The organism is Phaeodactylibacter xiamenensis, from assembly GCF_965229835.1.
Classification (GTDB): domain Bacteria; phylum Bacteroidota; class Bacteroidia; order Chitinophagales; family Saprospiraceae; genus Phaeodactylibacter; species Phaeodactylibacter xiamenensis.
On record NZ_OZ245931.1, the window covers coordinates 1,284,590 to 1,300,891 of the forward strand.

Here is a 16,302-nt window from a genome sequence, read left to right on the forward strand (position 1 = left end):
GCAGTATTGAACCCTCTGCCACATACAGAAGTGCATAGACTGATGGGAGATGCAGAGAAGTTTTCCCGTAATGATGAAATGAGATTGCCTCACCTACTAAAAGCAAACACATGCAACAGATCTCTTTTTGGAAAACATGGGTAGCAGCCGGCTTACTGATGGCGATGCACGCAGCAGGCACAGCACAGGAAGGTGAGCTCACGCTTGATGACCTGTTCGCAACGCCAAAACTGACGGGAACAACTCCGTCCCGGCCTGCGTGGGCACCGAACAGCGGGCACTTCGCCTTTTCCTGGAGTGAGCCTGGAAATCCCGGGCGTGGGCTCTGGGTATCTACAAGCGATGGGAAGGAAGTGCGCCTCCGTTCCGATACGGCCTCCGCGTCCGTGCGCGATGTAGCCTGGGCCGATGCGAACACCATCGTTAGCCTGCGAGGTGGCCACCTATGGCTAACATCGCTGAGCCAGGGTGAGGATATCCAGTTGATGCCCGTCGAGGCAGGTGCACATAACCTGTCGATATCGCCAAACGGCAAACAGGCGGCATATATCAGCAACGGTGACCTGTGGCTTGCGGACTTCACCTCCAAGCAGAATCGACAGCTCACCGAGATCGGCATCGCCAGTCTTTCGAACTTACCGAAAGGGCGTTACAGCCGGCCGGAACGTGAAATCGGCCCGGGCATCTGGAGCGGGCCAACGTACAAGTGGTCCCCGGATGGCAAGACCATCGCGATTCATGTCGTTGACCGGCGCGAGATGCGAAAGGTGCCCTTCCCGGATTACCTCGCTTCCGAAACCAATCCCAATGAGGTCCGCCGGGGTTACCCGGGCGATCCAAACGAGATTCGAAGGGTGGGCCTGCTCGATGTGGAAAGCGGTAACATTACGTACCTCGACTTGCCAGACCCGCAGGCCAATCAGGTCATCGACTTCAACTGGTCACCGGACGGTACGCTGCTGGTGGATATTGCATCCGACACGGCGGTTGAACGTAAGCTGTTTGTCGTTGCACCCGGAGAAAGCCAGGTGCGTGAGATTTGGCGGGGAGTTCGGGAGAGCCGTATGTACACCTCATTTGGGTCTGCCTGGCATCCGGATGGAAAGCAGGTCGTATTTTTAAGCGATATGGGCGATCGCTACGGCCTTTATACCATCGATGCCTCACCGTCCAGAGATCGTCCGCAGCTCCTGACTGATCCGTCCTACGATGTGCTGTCCGGTCCAAGTGTTGCTGGTGATGCCCTGTTTTATGCAGGCAACGGCGTTAATCCGTACGAACAACACGTGTACCGCCTGAATCTGTCCGGTGGCGATCGCGAGCAAGTGACGCGTCTTCCCGGCCGCAACGATGGCTACCCCTCACCGGATGGGCGGCACCTGGTGTTCATGCACAGCAACGACACCTCACCGCCCGAGCTTTACGTGGTAAGCAGCGAAGGTGGCGACGCTACGCGAATAACCCACTCGCCCTTGCCCGCCTTCACGGAGCGGACCTGGGCGGCTGCGGAATACGTCAGCTTTCCCAGTCTTGTGGATGACTATACCCTGCATGCGCGGATTCTCAAGCCTGCCAACATGCAGCCCGGTAAGCAATATCCGGTGCTGTTTGGGCCCGTGTATTCGAATACAGCGAGGAACCGCTGGGCCGGCAACTACAGCCTCGTACAGCAGCTATTGGCTAAGAAGGGATATGTTATTGTGCAGGTGGATTCACGTGGCAGCAACGGTTATGGCCGGGCATTCCGGGAAGAATTCCTGCTGGGCTTTGCCGGCCAGGACATTGAGGATTATGCCAGTGCCGTTGCCTACATGGAGTCACAGGATTATGTCGACCCCGACCGCATCGGCATCTGGGGCAGCAGTTACGGTGGCACCCTCTCCGTTTATTCATTATTGATGAAGCCGGGCTTATTCCAGGTAGGTGTTGCGGCAGCGGCGGCGGTTGACCCGGCGTTCTTCGGCACGGACGACGTTGCGATCGTTCGTACCCCACAGACCCACCCGGAGATTTTCGAAAGAAAAGCAGTCAACTATGCAGCGAATCTGGAGGATAAACTCCTGTTCATCCACGGCATGCAGGACCATGTGGTTCCCTTCAAGACCACAGCCGCGTTAGCGGAAGAGCTGATTAAACAAGGCAAGGACTTCGACTTTGCGTTTGCACCGGGTGCGACGCATGGATGGAGCCGTGAACGGAACTACGATCGCTACCTGTTTGGCAAGATCATCGAATACTTTGACCGGCACCTGGCTGTGCCATCTGAGTAGAGGTTGGTGTAGCCTTCCCCGGGAATCGGGCAACTTAACGGTGACAGACCAAGCATTTTAAGTTGCTGTGAAAACAATAAAAATGAAGATAGAGCTGAATGATTTAGACCCGATTGAGCGGTTTAGTTATAAGGTTGTTGCACAGGGAGGGAGAGATGCAAGTGGAAATCGTGTGATAAAAGACGAAGATTTGCCGATTTACCTGGGGTCGGTTAGGAATTCAACGATTGAAGGCATTGAATACTTAATAATAGCATCTGACTTACAAGGGAATGTTTTTGAGGAAAACAAGCCAAGATTACTAGGCGAAGTTTTACCGGATTTCTTACAACTGTTGTTTGAGATTGAGTTTGAAGGCGTAGACAGAGAACGAGTTGGCGTTTTATTATGTGGAGATTTGTATGCCAGGCCTGATAAAAGAGGGGGGCTTGGAGATGTAAAAAATGTATGGAGAGCGTTCAATGACAAATTTGGATTTGTTGCCGGAGTCGCTGGAAATCATGATGATTTTGGAGAACCCGAAGCGTTTAAGTCTTTTGTCCGGGAAGAAGGGATTTACTATTTGCATAACCATGTTAGAAAAGTAAAAGCGCTGAAAATTGGGGGCCTAAGTGGAATCATAGGACGCCCTGATAAGCCTTTTAGAAATGACGAAAGTGAGCACTTAAAGGAATTGAAAAAGCTGCTTTTGGCACAACCTGACTTTATCTTACTCCATGAAGGGCCAAATAACGTTAATCCGGAATTACCCGGAAACCATAAAATCAGAGCGGTGCTGGAGCGTTCAAAAAGGAATGTTGTTTGTTGTGGCCATAACTATTGGGATCGCCCCTTAATTGAAATGGACAATGGCACACAAATATTAAATGTGGACTCCAGGTGTATTATCCTGAAAATCGAAAAATAAAAACAGCAGGAAAAGGCATATTGGGTGCTGTACTTAGTCTGGGTTTTGGTAACTTGGTCAGTGGTGCAGCGGGGCGAATAAAAACCGTTACTTAGAGCCTGCCTCCTCACCTAGCCGGTCTATTTATCCGGTAACTAAAATCAAAAAAATCGACATGAATATAAATCCGGTCAAGTTAATCCTGATGATTCTTGTTTCCAGCAGCTTGATTTCTTGCAATGGGCAAGGGAAACCTGAGCCTGAAAATGCTGAAATCATACCTTTTGAAATCGGCAAAAAGGTCACGGAGCTTGATAACCAAATTTGGAAAGTTTATCAGGACACAAAAGGGGACTTTTGGTTCGGCAGCAACGGAAAAGGTATTTATCACTATGATGGCAAAAAGCTAAAGCAATTTACGACGAGCGATGGATTGGTTCATAATCAGGTGCGGGGAATTCAGGAAGATACAAAGGGCAATATTTATATAGAAACGCCTATCGGTGTGAGCAAGTTTGACGGAACAAAATTGACGACCCTAAAGGTTATAAAATCACCAGACAGCAAATGGAAAAATGAACCAACTGATTTGTGGTTCAATGGGATTGGTGATTATTTATATCGTTTTGACGGAGAGTGGCTTCATGATTTATCGCTTCCCCGGCAAGATTCTTTACTCTATAGCATGGATCCTAATATGCCTCTTGAAGAAATGCAGTACAACCCTTATACTGTTTATGGCATTGACAAGGATAGAGATGGAAATGTCTGGTTCGGCACAATCAATGCAGGGGCGTTTCGCTTTGATGGAAAATCATTTTTGTGGATTGGCGAAAAGGAACTCTCAACGCTTCCGGATGGAAGGGTACCCGGTGTGCGCTCAATGATTCAAGATAAAGACGGATATTTCTGGCTAAGCAATTTTTATAGTAAATACAAAATCAACCCTGACCCAAGCAAAGGATATGAAAAGGTGAAGGCTGTAGCTTTGCCCAAAGAAATAGTGAAAGATAAAATCCTGTATTTCAACTCTGGAATTACAGATAAAGAAGGGAATTTATGGATGACAACTTATGGCGGTGGAGTTTGGAAATATGATGGAGAATCGCTTTCCAACCTGGAAATACACAACGGAATTGAAACTATCCTTCTTGTTTCCATTTACCAAGACAGCAACGGGACGCTTTGGCTAGGAACGAATAATGACGGGGTGTATAAACAAAATGGAGAAGCTTTCGAAAAGTTTGTACCGAAGGTATAAAAGCAGCCAACAGCCGGGTAGATGGCCCGACAGTCGCCAGATTAGCGGGGAGCGCCTTTCACACCAACTCACGGCTTGCTGATGCTTCATGAGCCAGAGTCCGGCGCCTCACGGAGCTCCCCCATTGGCTGGAATTTCAAAAAAGCACATTCAACCTAAAAGGGAATGAACCATTGCACGATAATTATTTTGAACCCCCTCGGTTACTTTTACCTTGTCTTGATTGAAACCTGCTTCTGAAATGGAGTACATAGCTGCATTGTGCTTCCTTAAATTCTTATCGCTCCATAAAATGATCTCTGTAATCACAGGAGCTAACTCTATTCCTTTCTCGGTTAATAAATAAATGTTTTCCTTTTTGTTGTCGGGTAGCTTTTGTTTCGATATCAGCTCGTTCCCCTCTAACCACTTTAATCTTGAAGACAAAATGCCCGGTGCAATTCCTTCTGGAGAACTGGAGAATTCTTTGAACGTTTTCTTCCCCTGAACTAACATATCCCGAACGATCAAAAGCGACCACTTGTCACCTAGAATATCTAAAGTGGAGGCAATTGGACAACCGGAGCGGAAAGTATTTTTCATTTTTTACTACTGTTTTGATAGCAATGAAAACTTTTGATTACTTTTGCTACTGAATTAATAGCAAAATTAACAAAAGGAATGGAAAAAGGGTCATTTTTAGCCATTAAGAGCCAGCCAAAACATATACGCATTGGCATCTGGGCAAGTATCGTATCAGCTGTCATGCTGATTGGAATTGGTGTTTTTTGGATAGCGCACCCTGCTGCTGCCGAAGGTTCATTTTCCATAGTTCCAGATTCAGATGCTGCCCTGCGATTTGCAAAAATTCTCGCCATTTTCAAAGCCGTTGGAGATGTTCTTCCACCCATTTTCGTTTTGCTGGCTATCTATTTTCAACAATTCAGATTGGCAGGTTACTTCCATTTAATCACGTTTTTCTTAGTGATTGTTGTGGATATGTTGGTGTGGGGCAGTTTCGTTCCTAACGTTGGCGCAACAGATATAATACAACATATCCCCTTTGCTATTCCAATAATTATTGCTGCTTATTGCTTTCTCAAACCAACCTCTAAAACACCCTGATAATGCTACTATTCATTCGTGTTTTCCTGGTGCTGTATGGACTTATTGCTGCCGCCACAGGATTTATGGGCACCACTGCAAAATACAATTCTGCCGTAACGGACCCAATGACAGACAATAACCATCGCTATGTGGCTGCTATTTGGATGGCTACCTCTTTGGCGTTTTTCTATGTGGCTTGGAATCCGTCAGAAACGGCCTTATTCCGCTTCTTAATGGTGGCTGTTTTCATTGGTGGTCTTGTCAGAGCTGCGGCATTGGTCAACTACCCTGCTACCCCCTTTTTCATTTTTCTTATTCTAATTGAATTAATTCCAACTACCCTGATGCTTTGGTTTCAGGCCAAACTACTCAATTCAGGTTCACTTTAAACTAAAATTTGAATGAAACAGTCGAATCAAAAAGTACTGATCACAGGTGGAGGATCAGGTATTGGGCTTGCCTTAGCCATGAAGTTCCTGGAGAATGACCATACCGTCATCATAACGGGCCGAAATCTCGATAAACTTAAAAAAGTAAAACAGGAAAATCCTGAAATCCATATCTACCAAAGTGATGTAACAGATGAGGCAGCAGTGAGAACGCTGGCAGGTGATGTTCAACAAAAGTTTGGCGGCATTGATGTCCTTGTCAATAATGCAGGCATCATGAACTTAGTCGATACCGGAAACGAAAGCAATGACCTGCAAAAACAAATGCAGGAAATTGAAATCAACTACAATTCGCCCATTAGAATGTTGCATTATTTCCTTCCGCTGCTTAAAAAAAGTAAGAACGCAGTATTGGTCAATGTCTCTTCAGGATTGGCTTATGTGCCTTTTGCTCAAGCACCCGTTTATTCGGGCACAAAATCAGCCTTGCATTTTTGGACATTAGGTATTCGCCCGCAACTGAAACCTCATGGTATTAAAGTTATTGAACTTTTACCACCAGTCGTAGACACTCCCTTAGCACACGGAGCAGACATTGCCGAAGACGATAATTTGAAACCAATGCCACCCGAAAAATTAGCAACGATTTTTTGGAAGGATTTCATTAACGGCAAAGAAGAAATCACGCCAGGAATTTCTAAACAACTGAAATTCATGAGCCGACTTGCTCCAAAATTCATATTCAAACAACTCAATAAACAAGCTGTACCAAACACAATTTAAAATGATGGACAATTTTACGATTATCAACTTGCAAGCCATAACAGGCACAATTGCAATAATTCTTGCTTTCCAGTGGTGGATAAAACCACGCCTTGCCAACCTATCCATTCAGGATGCACTTTTACCCTTCGTTTTCCTTAATACGTTTCGGTATTTAGGCTTGTCCTTTATGGCAAAAGAGCAGTTTTATGACGGCTTTCCTGCCGAATTTCTAAACACAGTCGGCGTATTAGACTTCACCACGGCTGTTTTAGCAATCATAACCGCTATTGGCCTAAAAAATAAGTGGCGTTTTGCCATTCCGCTGGTTTGGATATTCAACCTCGTAGGATTTGGAGATTTAATTACCGCTTTTCCGCAATTCTTTGGCCTGGAACTTTACAATCAAAACCTTGGCTTCATTTGGCTGATGTTTGTGACCTATGGTTTAGCGACATTCCTAAGCCACATCTACATCTTCATCAGGCTTTTCAAAAACTTACGAAAGAAGTAACTATGAACAAGAAAATAATAACAGCAGTACTTGTAGTCTTCAGCTTTTCCCTGTTTAGAAATGGATATGCTCAGGACGTATATTCAGGGGAAAACACAAAACCTGAAAAAGACATTTCGGCAGATTTTCCTTTCGTGTCTAAATTCATAGACATAGGGGCCGAGAAAATCCACTATGTAGAATCGGGCGAAGGCGATCCGGTATTATTGCTTCACGGTTTACCTGCCAACGCCTACCTGTGGCGAAATATCATACCCAATATTGATAGCAATAAAAAGGTCATTGCATTGGATTTCCTGGGTTTTGGCAAATCCAGTTTTCCAGAAGACCGTGATGTTTCAATTGAAGTGCAGTACAAAATGCTGACTGATTTTATTGAAGCGAAACAACTCAAAAATGTCACGCTTTTCATTCAGGACATTGGCTCATTAGTAGGGATGTTGTATGCCATAAGAGCACCACAAAACGTAAAGGGCATAGCACTTTTTGAGGCCCCGTTTATGCCTGCCGAAGTGATGTACGACCAACTGCCTTTCAGTTTTAAAGCCTTTATGCGCATTACCAGAACCACAAAGGGAAATGAAAAATGGATGGTGAAGCGAAATTTTGCAGGCAAAAAACTGGCTGTGAATTTCTTCACGGGAAGAAAACTCCCCAGGGAAGCCTATAAGTACTACACTCAACCTTGGGATGAAAAAGAAAGACGCTACGCTATAACCAATGGGCCAGACCCGGCCGTGTTGTCTTATACCAAAGGCAAGGGAGAAAGTGATTTTGCAGCTATGCTGGACACGATTTCAAACGGAATGAAAGCAACAGAGATTCCGATTTTATATTTCTACGCAAAAAAGGGGTTGGTCAACCAAAGAGAAGCAGTAGAATACGCTAAAGGAAACTTCAAAAATGCAACCTATTTGTACTTGGGCAAAGGGAAACACTTTTTAACTGAAAGCCACCCAAAACAAATGAGCCAAAAGTTCAATGAATGGTTTGAAACGCTATAAAGACGAAGAAACCACAGCCCATCGAGTAGGCAGCCGTGAGCTTTGAAGCCCACGGTGCGCCTCGGGCACTCTCCAGCCAGCCGGATTTTCATATGCGCATTGGTTTTTTGACTGCCAGGCCTATTTTTGTTTGAAGGGAGTTTTAGGTTAGGATAATTTTGGGGGAGGAGGTATCTTGAGGGGTTGGGTTTGGCCGTGCATTATTAAGTTATACGCAATACGAACTGATTTGCGACATCGCCCACTGACGAAGCATAGCTTGTCAGGGCAAGCATTGAGTAGGTTTGCTATTGCAAACCACTTAATCGTCAGTATACCTGGTCATGGAAAATGAAAAAATTGTAGCATGTTGAAAAAATTGCATCTCAAGAGAACAGCTTTATTAACTGACCTTTCGCACGCGAAAGGTTATGATAATTGAAAAAATTAGCAGTACTCAGGGTGCTTGGCACAGCAAGCCCACTCAGTGCATGGCACTGAAAAAGCACTCGCATGAACAAGTTAATCAAGGCCTTACCCCAAAAGAGGGGTGGCTAGCCCATCCGGCGGTCCAATTTTAGGGACATAGGCTTTGAGCCTTTGCACCTCTTGAAAAGCCGCCCTGAGGGCATTGACATAAATTTTGGTTTTTAGGGCAAAGTGGTTGGTCTGCTCTTTTGCAGCCAGCAGTTCGAGTTTAGTCCAGGCAATCATGGCAGCAAAAACATGGTTGCACTGGGATGTCTCGTGCTTGGTGGGGGACTTTTCCAGCCCCACGTTTTGTTTGAGCGATTTGTGGAATACCTCCACTCCCCAGCGTGTCCCGTAGGTTGTGCAGATAGCTGGGCCGCTTAGCTCCAGATCGTTGGTGACCAGGTACAAGTCTCCAGTTGAGCCGTCTTGGTTTATAAAGACCTGCTTGACCAACTGGACTTGGAAATCCAGCCCTTTGAGGTAAACAGTAATGGCCTGGCCTGCTTGCAGTTCTAGCCCGTCGACTCGGTGGAACTTGCCTTCCAGCTTGTCTTCCATGCTAAGGGCGACCTTGCGGTTGCTCTTCAAGGCACTGATGAAATGCTTGCCCAGCTCATAATGCACGAACTCGAAGTTCTCCTTGGCAGCAAACCAAGTGTCCCATACCACATAGCGGAAGGGCACGCGGTTGTATTTGACAAGGGCAAAAAGCTGGTCGCGCAGCATCTCGTTCTTGCTGCGGGGGCTGCGCTTCTTTACCTGCCCGCTTTTGGCATCCACGTATTCTTGCGACTTGCGCACGATCTCAAAAGCAACAGGCAGCTCTATGCCCTGTGGGCTCTGGTAAAGGAAATTCAGGATGTTGATCCCTTTGGTGTGCCCCGCTTTCGGCTTCTTGGAGTGGTCCCAGTGCCAAGTGACCACTTCATTCTCCGTAGAGTGCGGCTTCTCCTCGATCGTGTCATCTATCTTGATGACCGCGTCCGGGTGCTCCACTTTACGTACCAAAGGCTTTATGCAACGCCAATAGTCCTTTGCCGTGAAGGCTTCCTGCCCTAAAAAACGGCTGATCTTGTCATGGCTCAGTGCCTGATCGGTCAGCTCGGACAAGCCGGTGGCTGTCGCCATGCGAAACGATGCCAGCAGGTAGTCCGAATACAAGTCAAGTAACTTTGGGTCTTTCATCTTGCGCTCCTTTGAGCTGCAAGATAACTGCCCCAACATTATTAATCAATTTTCCAAATCTTTCGCGTGCGAAAGGTCAGTTATTAACAGCTTTGATTCTAGTTGCACTTGCAGCTTTTAGAAAAATTTCGCCCCATTCCTTACCCAAGCAAAATTTGCAATTTTTCAAGGTGAACATTGAAGAAATGTACAATGATGACGAATATCAATTAATACTCAGAAATCCGGTAAATTGCCCAAACCGGTTCTTTCTGACCTGCGAAGAAAGCAGTGTAAATACGTTGTTAAAAGAGTTTTCTCCTGTTTTACTTGAAGCTAAAAAAGACACTACTATAACAATCAAAGGCCATGGCGACTTGAAAAACAAAATTCAAATTAAACTCAAACTGGGTGATCCTAATATTCCCCTTCAAACGACAACTGTACTAAAAAGCCTTCCGTTCCCAAAAGGTAAGAGCTATAAACTATTGCAAGGAAATAATTCGGGGCCTACGCATAATTCAAATTTATCAAGATATGCTTTTGATTTTACCATGAGTACCGGAGATACTGTTACATCAACTCAAAACGGCTATGTTGTCGGGGTTATTGACGGTTACGAGGGGTGGGGCCATAGTGATAAATGGAAACCCTATGCAAATCAAGTTATGATATACGATGCTTCAACTCACTTATTTACAATGTATGGCCACCTAAAGCAAAATAGCAGCATGGTAGAAGTAGGCGAGTTTATTACCATGGGGCAACCCATTGCATTAAGTGGTCAAACAGGGCAGGCTTCGGAAGAACATCTACATTTCAATGTATTGCAAGCTGATGATAGCAAAGGAGGGTTGAAATCGTATCCTTTGGACTCGATTGGAAATTACAAAGTCAATAAGCTAAAGCGTTATCAGACGATGAGCAACTAAGCTGAAAGAGGTCAGCATAAAAAACCAAGCTGCACGGCAGGGCACGATGCCATACAGTGCAGCTTGGAATCTAAGCGCTTCTATTGTGAGGGGGCAGATTACTGCCGTACCACCTTCAGCACTTCCCGGTAGCCCTGCTCGTCCCGCACTTCCAGAAAATACAAGCCGCGGGGCAGATTAGAGTCGTCAAAGCTATGGTTGATGGCTCCGGCAGGGAGCTGCAATTGCCGTAGGGGCTGCCCAAGCTCGTTGAGGAGTATAGCTGTTGCTTCCAATTCAAGGGGCTGCTCAAAGTCGAGGGTGAAAGCACCGGAAGTCGGGTTGGGAGATACGCGCGCCCGCTGCACATCGGACAGGGCATCTGCAATCGGTCCGGTGTTCGGAGCAGACAGGTTCATGCCAGACATGAAGTTGACTTTGTCAAAGGTGGCTGTTGCCGTTCCGAAGGGGTTGGTGGAGAAGACGACCAGGCCCATTTCCACGCAATCGCCCATAGGGAGTTCTGCCTGATGGAACTTAATCCACTTGCTGCCATTCTTATAAAACCCGTTTATCCGATCGCCATTACGTACCAGGCGAAGCATGAAAGGAAAAGAAGCATATGTCGTATTGGATTCATTCTGCCCATTGTCTGTATAACGGACCTCCCTACGCAACAGGCTCGTCAGGTTACTGTATATACCAATCATTCTGGCGCCCGGAGCGCTGCTCTCGCGTATCATGAGGCCTGCGTAGCCACCTTCCACGCTTTCGATGCGGGCTTGTATACCGCCATTGCCACAGAGTGGCAGGGAAGCAAAAGCCATGTTATCTGAGGTATTGGGGATGAGGTGGTAGCCATCGGCACTGATGGTGTATTCCCCAGGACCGGCCACGCAGGGGTCAAAGTTATAGCTGTTGCCGCTGCCCGGATCCCCGATATCGGTAGCGGTCCAGGGAGACGGCAGATCGTTGGGCAGGATGACGGTGACGGTGGCGGTACATTCATCTGTATCACCATTGCCATCGGATACAGTGAGCGTTACAGTATTATCACCCAGGTCTGAGCAACTAAAAGAGGAAGGGCTGACGGAGCTGGAAGTAACTCCAATCGAGCCATCGTCTACAGCATTGGCATTTATGCTTGCCGAGCCGTCTCCCTGCAGTGCAACTGTAGCATCTTTGCAGACTGCCTGAAGGGGATTACAGATGAATTCGATTTGGGCAACTGAATTACACCCATCCTTATTCGCATTAATATTAAAATTGACTCCATCGGGATTTTCGAGCTCATTACAGAAAGACTCTATGCTACAGGAAGAGAGTTGGGGATTTTGTTGAATAGCCACACTTGGGCCAACAATAGTAGTGAGGTTTGCCAACCCATCGATATCTGTCAAAGTAGAGTTATTTCTAATAATTATTTGTTGACCAACATAAGTCAAATTAGCCAAAGCGTCTAGATCCTTCAGCGTAGAGTTGTCCCGAATTACTAAGCCGTTGATGGTAGTCAGGTTTTCCAAACCATCAAGAGATTCTAGTTTAGGGTTATTCTGACTAGTTAAAGTTCCCCCTACAGTAGTTACACCCTCAAGGTCAGACAGATCTTCCAGATTGGTGTTATCACTTAAGATAAGACTTCCAGTAGTAGAAATGAGGTTCTCAAGACCAGACAGATTCTGTAGGGTAGTACTCTTGATCTGGAAATCACCGCCCACACTATTAATAAAAGAGAGACCAGAAATGTCAGTAATACCAGACCCAAATATAGTTAAGGATGCTGGTATGTTGGGGCAATTGGAATAATCAGCAACAAAATCATCAACTTTTGCCTGTGTATTCAAAAAATTAGAAAACTGCGGGCACTGAGCATGCAGCACTTGCGCAACAAGCAACCATAGGGGAATTAACAGTAATAGCTTTCTCATTAAAAAAAATTAATAAGTGAACAATAGAATCAATAAGGGGGGAGTAATCTGATCCGGTGCCATCATCAGACAGCACTATCGATATGGGTTTGGCAATACTGGTTAAACTTGCCTCTTCAAATAAGAACTTAAGCGGGTGCTGAACTTTGCTTTTAGCAGCTCAAAGCCAGACGGCGCTACAGGCTGTCGCTTTGTCGAGATTCCTGACAGAGAGGGGGCGTACGTACGTGATTAACAGCTTCGGTAAGCAACCTAAATCGTTAGGTTATTACCGTATTTCAATCTCAAATATGCCACATTTCAACTATACAGCAAAACGGCACCAACGTAGCCTTAAGAACGAAAACCTACTCATTTACAAGCAATTATACAACTCTGTTAATTTGCCGTTCCTGAGTTGTAGACAAATTGTAGACTCTTTTCGCAGATTTTCATGCTGTTCTGGGGGCATTTTACGTGAAAATTTTTCGTCAGGAAAAATCACACTGCGTATTGAGGCAATCTTCTGGCCGGTTTTCCTAAGCTAAAAACCAGGTAAGAATTGATGACAACAACACAGGATCATTATCCGCCACAAGCGCTACATACACCAAGGGCAAAGCCATCTGAAAGCCAGTCTGTCCGGATGTGGATATTGTGGATGCTATTGGTAAACTTGGCCTGACGGGAGGTAAGCTTGTTTTGGGCGCAGGGGGAGGAACTCGAAATTCAACCTATAGCCTGGTATTGTACAATTCATTTGATTGCCTGGGCTATATTTGGAGCAGGTTCGTAATGAAGATCAAGGAATTGTGCCCGCTTGCTGTGCCAGAATGCCCGGCAGAGTTCTGGCTAAAAAAAGATAACACCTGAGCCTGCCCCCCATTTCTGCGGGGTTCATAAGTCCTTAGTTAACAATAGCCTGAATCGCTGCTATCCGCAGCGCTGACTCTTATTGCAGAACCGGAAACTCAGCTAATTAACAAAATCGAGATCTTTACGCAGGGAGCGCAGCGTTGGCTGAAAACCAAAAAAAAGCAAGGCGCTATTTTAATAAGCACCTTGCCAAACTAACAACTCCCAACACTTCTTCTATTTCATAATCACCATCCGCTTTGTGGCGCTGTTCTCGCCGATACGGATGGTGTGTCCTACTACGCCTGCTGCCACGAGTTCAGAAGGCTTAACCTAGATATGTTTGCACCCTTTTATGCATACCATCTCAGGGGTAAACCTTTAGGTCCTTGCTTAGCTGTACTGCCTTTGCCGGGTCGGAACCGAGCGCCGTCTCGCCCTTAAATGGGTTTGGCTGGTTCTCGTACAGCGCAAAACCTGCGTGCCAGCTACTGTGCCGCTACTGTACTCTACCGCTAAGCTAGCGCCCTTACCGTAAGCTTCAACTTTCGCAACTATTGAGCTCACGCTAAGCTCTCCACTCTGTACAACATAGCTGTACACGATGAAGCCTTAAGCCAGGTAGAGACCAGTCTAAAGTTATATTCTGTTGCAGCACAGAATACGATGTGTTAGAGAGAAATTCCAGAAAAGCACTAGTGCTTTCGAATAGTGCTCAGGGAGTTTGAGCATGTAAAAATACTCTTCACTGTGCGAGAGTACTTTTACTTAAGGAGGGTATTAAATATTCCTTTTTTATTAGAAGCAGTGCTCTAAAAGATACGAATATACCTCTAGTAATAATTGTAAATGACACATAAGTAAACATAAAGTGAGGTTGAGCTCCTTTTTCCTGGAAACCTACAAACCAATACAGAAGCATAACCTATTCAAATATGCACAAAATAATTACGCTTGGAGTGTGGCTCCAAGAGGAGCCCAAACACTCACTAAGGCTCATGTAGTATTAAAGCCTATTTAAGTTTACCAATGCAGAAAACTGAAAACAACTATGCACTTACGATTCGTCGTTCTTTAGCGCTTTTGCATAAGCAAAGCTATTGTGACTTTTAAATTACAATAACCTATGAACTGAATATCTGTGACGATGCAAAAGAACAGCTCTCAAAAAAAACCACAACCATTTAAAATAAAATTTTATATAAATCAATAATTAAAAATATTGTTTCTACAAATACGCCAAAACACCTTTCCCTCTATATTTTATTCGCCTGCCAAATACGTATTATCTAAATGTGAGTGACATTAGTTAGTGGTAGTGCAGGCATTCGCCCTTAATGCCCTTGTAGCTGTAGATATATCCTTAGATACTCTCTTTCTTTGCAGGTAGGTTTCCGAATGTATAACCGCCTTCACAGGCTCGGCATAGGGAAGGCACCATTATCCAAATCCTGCGTGCCTTGCTCCAGGAATAGACCTGTCAGCGCACAGATATCACATTGAGCTCCACGCAGTCTATATAACCGTATGTAGGAATGATATTTGACTAGAGTTTATTAAGGTAGGTTTTGCATAGGGTATGGATGAGTATTTTTTGCCAGCTCTGCATCTCACATCTGGCTTTTCTCTAAACCTTTATGACCCTAAAAACCCGTTCACCAACCCACACAAAATATATGCCTGCCCCCAGGAAAGAGAGGTCCAGCTCAGCCTCATCCGAGAAGCCTTGCCTCAGGTGGATCCGTCCCAGCATATCAACTACCTGTAGGGTATGCTGCCCCTGTGCGGCAACATGGAGCCGGTCGGTAAAGGGATTCGGGTAGACCTGTACCTGAGCCTGTACTTCCTCCTGAGCAGGCACCGGAATGTCACAGTCATTGGTAAAGCCCTGGCAATAGGAACGGTACGCCACCGTACAATCCAGGACAAAAGGGTTCGGCTTGCTATCCTGATAATCAGCGATTGCGAAGGTCCTCTCCCACTCCTGCAGGTCCACAGGGTCCTTACCATGCCATTCGCAGAGCGTCTCCCGCTGGAGTTCGAAAAAGCCGGGGTCTGCTTCAAGTGCATCCTCTTCGTACATGGTGTAAAAGTAGAAGACCGCACGGGCCGCGTTGCCCTTGTGGGATTCCCTTGGCTCGAACATTCCATTAACTCTCTCGCTACAGGCGTCAACGTCTGATGATGGAATATTACTCTGGGTCTGGTCAAAGTAGTACCAGGACGTCGTCTCATCATCATCGATCTCTCCGAAAGGGAAGTTGCTCCTGCCGGTATTCACTGCGGCCCTGACCGGGAACAAATGGTGCATATCCGAGTAGGGGTTACCGTTATCTTCATCTGCTCCTTTACTTCTTGGGTACGTATGTTCGGCATTGATACCATTTGAGGACCCGTTCATAAACAGGTGCGTCGAAGGGTCTACACCGGGCGGCAAGTAAAGCCTATGACCGGAATAGACACAGCTCACGCTATCGTTTACGTTAAACAGCGTCCCGTACATGAAGTCCCTGGCTTCACCGTAATCAAGGACAGTCCATGGCTTGTACTCGCTAACGACTTCTGTCAGCAATTCATCCTCTGTTAAATCAGGGAATACGGGTGTGTGCGATTGAGCCTGCAACGGCGTGTAGAACGATAGAAGAAACAGGCAGGCCGTAATAGGCGAGGCCTTGGATACTATACGCATAACAAGGTATAAAAAGCTGAGCCAATCTTTAGTCATGTGTAGTGCTGGGTTAGCCCGCCAAGGTAGTCAAATCCACAGTCCCTAAATACCTAAAAGGAAGATGTTGTGACTACATTAAGAAAGGCCCCTGCTGCTTCCGGATAAAGGTAGC

The 16,302-nt window shown here is 46.0% G+C and carries 13 protein-coding genes; 9 read left to right on the forward strand and 4 right to left on the reverse strand.

What is annotated here, in order from left to right; translation table 11 throughout:
* Positions 1 to 110 precede the first annotated feature (110 nt).
* From ACO08I_RS04640 to ACO08I_RS04650, 3 genes are all read left to right on the forward strand, one after another.
* Entirely contained in the window at positions 111 to 2,270 is a 2,160-nt protein-coding gene (locus ACO08I_RS04640; RefSeq protein ID WP_421948641.1) for a prolyl oligopeptidase family serine peptidase, read from the forward strand.
* Positions 2,271 to 2,352: 82 nt separating this feature from the next.
* On the forward strand, positions 2,353 to 3,177 hold the full coding sequence (locus ACO08I_RS04645) for a metallophosphoesterase family protein (RefSeq protein ID WP_421948642.1): 825 nt from the start codon (positions 2,353 to 2,355) through the stop codon (positions 3,175 to 3,177).
* A gap of 154 nt (positions 3,178 to 3,331) precedes the next feature.
* A complete protein-coding gene (locus ACO08I_RS04650; protein WP_421948643.1) occupies positions 3,332 to 4,417 on the forward strand; it encodes a ligand-binding sensor domain-containing protein in 1,086 nt (361 codons plus the stop codon).
* Positions 4,418 to 4,567: 150 nt separating this feature from the next.
* On the opposite strand, the gene ACO08I_RS04655 is transcribed toward ACO08I_RS04650, so the two are convergent.
* Positions 4,568 to 4,999 (reverse strand): winged helix-turn-helix transcriptional regulator, encoded by a 432-nt coding sequence (locus tag ACO08I_RS04655; protein ID WP_421948644.1) that lies wholly within the window; start codon positions 4,997 to 4,999, stop codon positions 4,568 to 4,570.
* Positions 5,000 to 5,032: 33 nt separating this feature from the next.
* Here ACO08I_RS04655 and ACO08I_RS04660 point away from each other — a divergent pair, with 33 nt between their 5' ends.
* The 5 genes from ACO08I_RS04660 to ACO08I_RS04680 are packed head-to-tail and all read left to right on the forward strand — an operon-like array spanning position 5,033 to position 8,172.
* Positions 5,033 to 5,521, forward strand: coding sequence for a DUF4267 domain-containing protein (locus ACO08I_RS04660; RefSeq protein WP_421948645.1), 489 nt, complete (start codon positions 5,033 to 5,035; stop codon positions 5,519 to 5,521).
* Between the two features lie 2 nt (positions 5,522 to 5,523).
* Positions 5,524 to 5,892 (forward strand): DUF4345 family protein, encoded by a 369-nt coding sequence (locus ACO08I_RS04665; RefSeq protein WP_421948646.1) that lies wholly within the window; start codon positions 5,524 to 5,526, stop codon positions 5,890 to 5,892.
* Positions 5,893 to 5,904: 12 nt separating this feature from the next.
* Positions 5,905 to 6,675: an SDR family oxidoreductase gene (locus ACO08I_RS04670; protein ID WP_421948647.1), complete on the forward strand. Its 771-nt coding sequence runs from the start codon at positions 5,905 to 5,907 to the stop codon at positions 6,673 to 6,675.
* A 1-nt stretch (position 6,676) separates the two neighbouring features.
* A complete protein-coding gene (locus ACO08I_RS04675) occupies positions 6,677 to 7,168 on the forward strand; it encodes a hypothetical protein (RefSeq protein WP_421948648.1) in 492 nt (163 codons plus the stop codon).
* Positions 7,169 to 7,170: 2 nt separating this feature from the next.
* The gene (locus ACO08I_RS04680; protein ID WP_421948649.1) at positions 7,171 to 8,172 is read left to right on the forward strand and encodes an alpha/beta fold hydrolase; all 1,002 of its coding nucleotides are present in this window, start codon (positions 7,171 to 7,173) and stop codon (positions 8,170 to 8,172) included.
* Positions 8,173 to 8,685: 513 nt separating this feature from the next.
* Here the strand turns inward: ACO08I_RS04680 and ACO08I_RS04685 are convergent.
* Complete coding sequence (locus tag ACO08I_RS04685; RefSeq protein WP_421946784.1) at positions 8,686 to 9,810, reverse strand: IS701 family transposase; 1,125 nt, start codon at positions 9,808 to 9,810, stop codon at positions 8,686 to 8,688.
* Positions 9,811 to 9,821: 11 nt separating this feature from the next.
* Here ACO08I_RS04685 and ACO08I_RS04690 point away from each other — a divergent pair, with 11 nt between their 5' ends.
* Positions 9,822 to 10,721, forward strand: coding sequence for a M23 family metallopeptidase (locus ACO08I_RS04690; RefSeq protein WP_421948650.1), 900 nt, complete (start codon positions 9,822 to 9,824; stop codon positions 10,719 to 10,721).
* 98 nt (positions 10,722 to 10,819) lie between these two features.
* Here the strand turns inward: ACO08I_RS04690 and ACO08I_RS04695 are convergent, their stop codons facing one another.
* Both ACO08I_RS04695 and ACO08I_RS04700 read right to left on the reverse strand, forming a co-directional pair.
* Complete coding sequence (locus ACO08I_RS04695) at positions 10,820 to 12,628, reverse strand: T9SS type A sorting domain-containing protein (protein WP_421948651.1); 1,809 nt, start codon at positions 12,626 to 12,628, stop codon at positions 10,820 to 10,822.
* A 2,461-nt stretch (positions 12,629 to 15,089) separates the two neighbouring features.
* The gene (locus ACO08I_RS04700) at positions 15,090 to 16,187 is read right to left on the reverse strand and encodes an endonuclease (protein WP_421948652.1); all 1,098 of its coding nucleotides are present in this window, start codon (positions 16,185 to 16,187) and stop codon (positions 15,090 to 15,092) included.
* Positions 16,188 to 16,302 lie beyond the last annotated feature (115 nt).

Excerpts from the sequence above, each read along its gene's own strand:
- ACO08I_RS04650 (WP_421948643.1), top strand. The coding sequence starts at position 3,332 with ATGAATATAAATCCGGTCAAGTTAATCCTGATGATTCTTGTTTCCAGC.
- ACO08I_RS04685 (WP_421946784.1), bottom strand. The coding sequence starts at position 9,810 with ATGAAAGACCCAAAGTTACTTGACTTGTATTCGGACTACCTGCTGGCA.
- ACO08I_RS04680 (WP_421948649.1), top strand. The coding sequence starts at position 7,171 with ATGAACAAGAAAATAATAACAGCAGTACTTGTAGTCTTCAGCTTTTCC.
- ACO08I_RS04655 (WP_421948644.1), bottom strand. The coding sequence starts at position 4,999 with ATGAAAAATACTTTCCGCTCCGGTTGTCCAATTGCCTCCACTTTAGAT.
- ACO08I_RS04675 (WP_421948648.1), top strand. The coding sequence starts at position 6,677 with ATGATGGACAATTTTACGATTATCAACTTGCAAGCCATAACAGGCACA.
- ACO08I_RS04700 (WP_421948652.1), bottom strand. The coding sequence starts at position 16,187 with ATGACTAAAGATTGGCTCAGCTTTTTATACCTTGTTATGCGTATAGTA.
- ACO08I_RS04645 (WP_421948642.1), top strand. The coding sequence starts at position 2,353 with ATGAAGATAGAGCTGAATGATTTAGACCCGATTGAGCGGTTTAGTTAT.
- ACO08I_RS04665 (WP_421948646.1), top strand. The coding sequence starts at position 5,524 with ATGCTACTATTCATTCGTGTTTTCCTGGTGCTGTATGGACTTATTGCT.
- ACO08I_RS04670 (WP_421948647.1), top strand. The coding sequence starts at position 5,905 with ATGAAACAGTCGAATCAAAAAGTACTGATCACAGGTGGAGGATCAGGT.
- ACO08I_RS04695 (WP_421948651.1), bottom strand. The coding sequence starts at position 12,628 with ATGAGAAAGCTATTACTGTTAATTCCCCTATGGTTGCTTGTTGCGCAA.
- ACO08I_RS04640 (WP_421948641.1), top strand. The coding sequence starts at position 111 with ATGCAACAGATCTCTTTTTGGAAAACATGGGTAGCAGCCGGCTTACTG.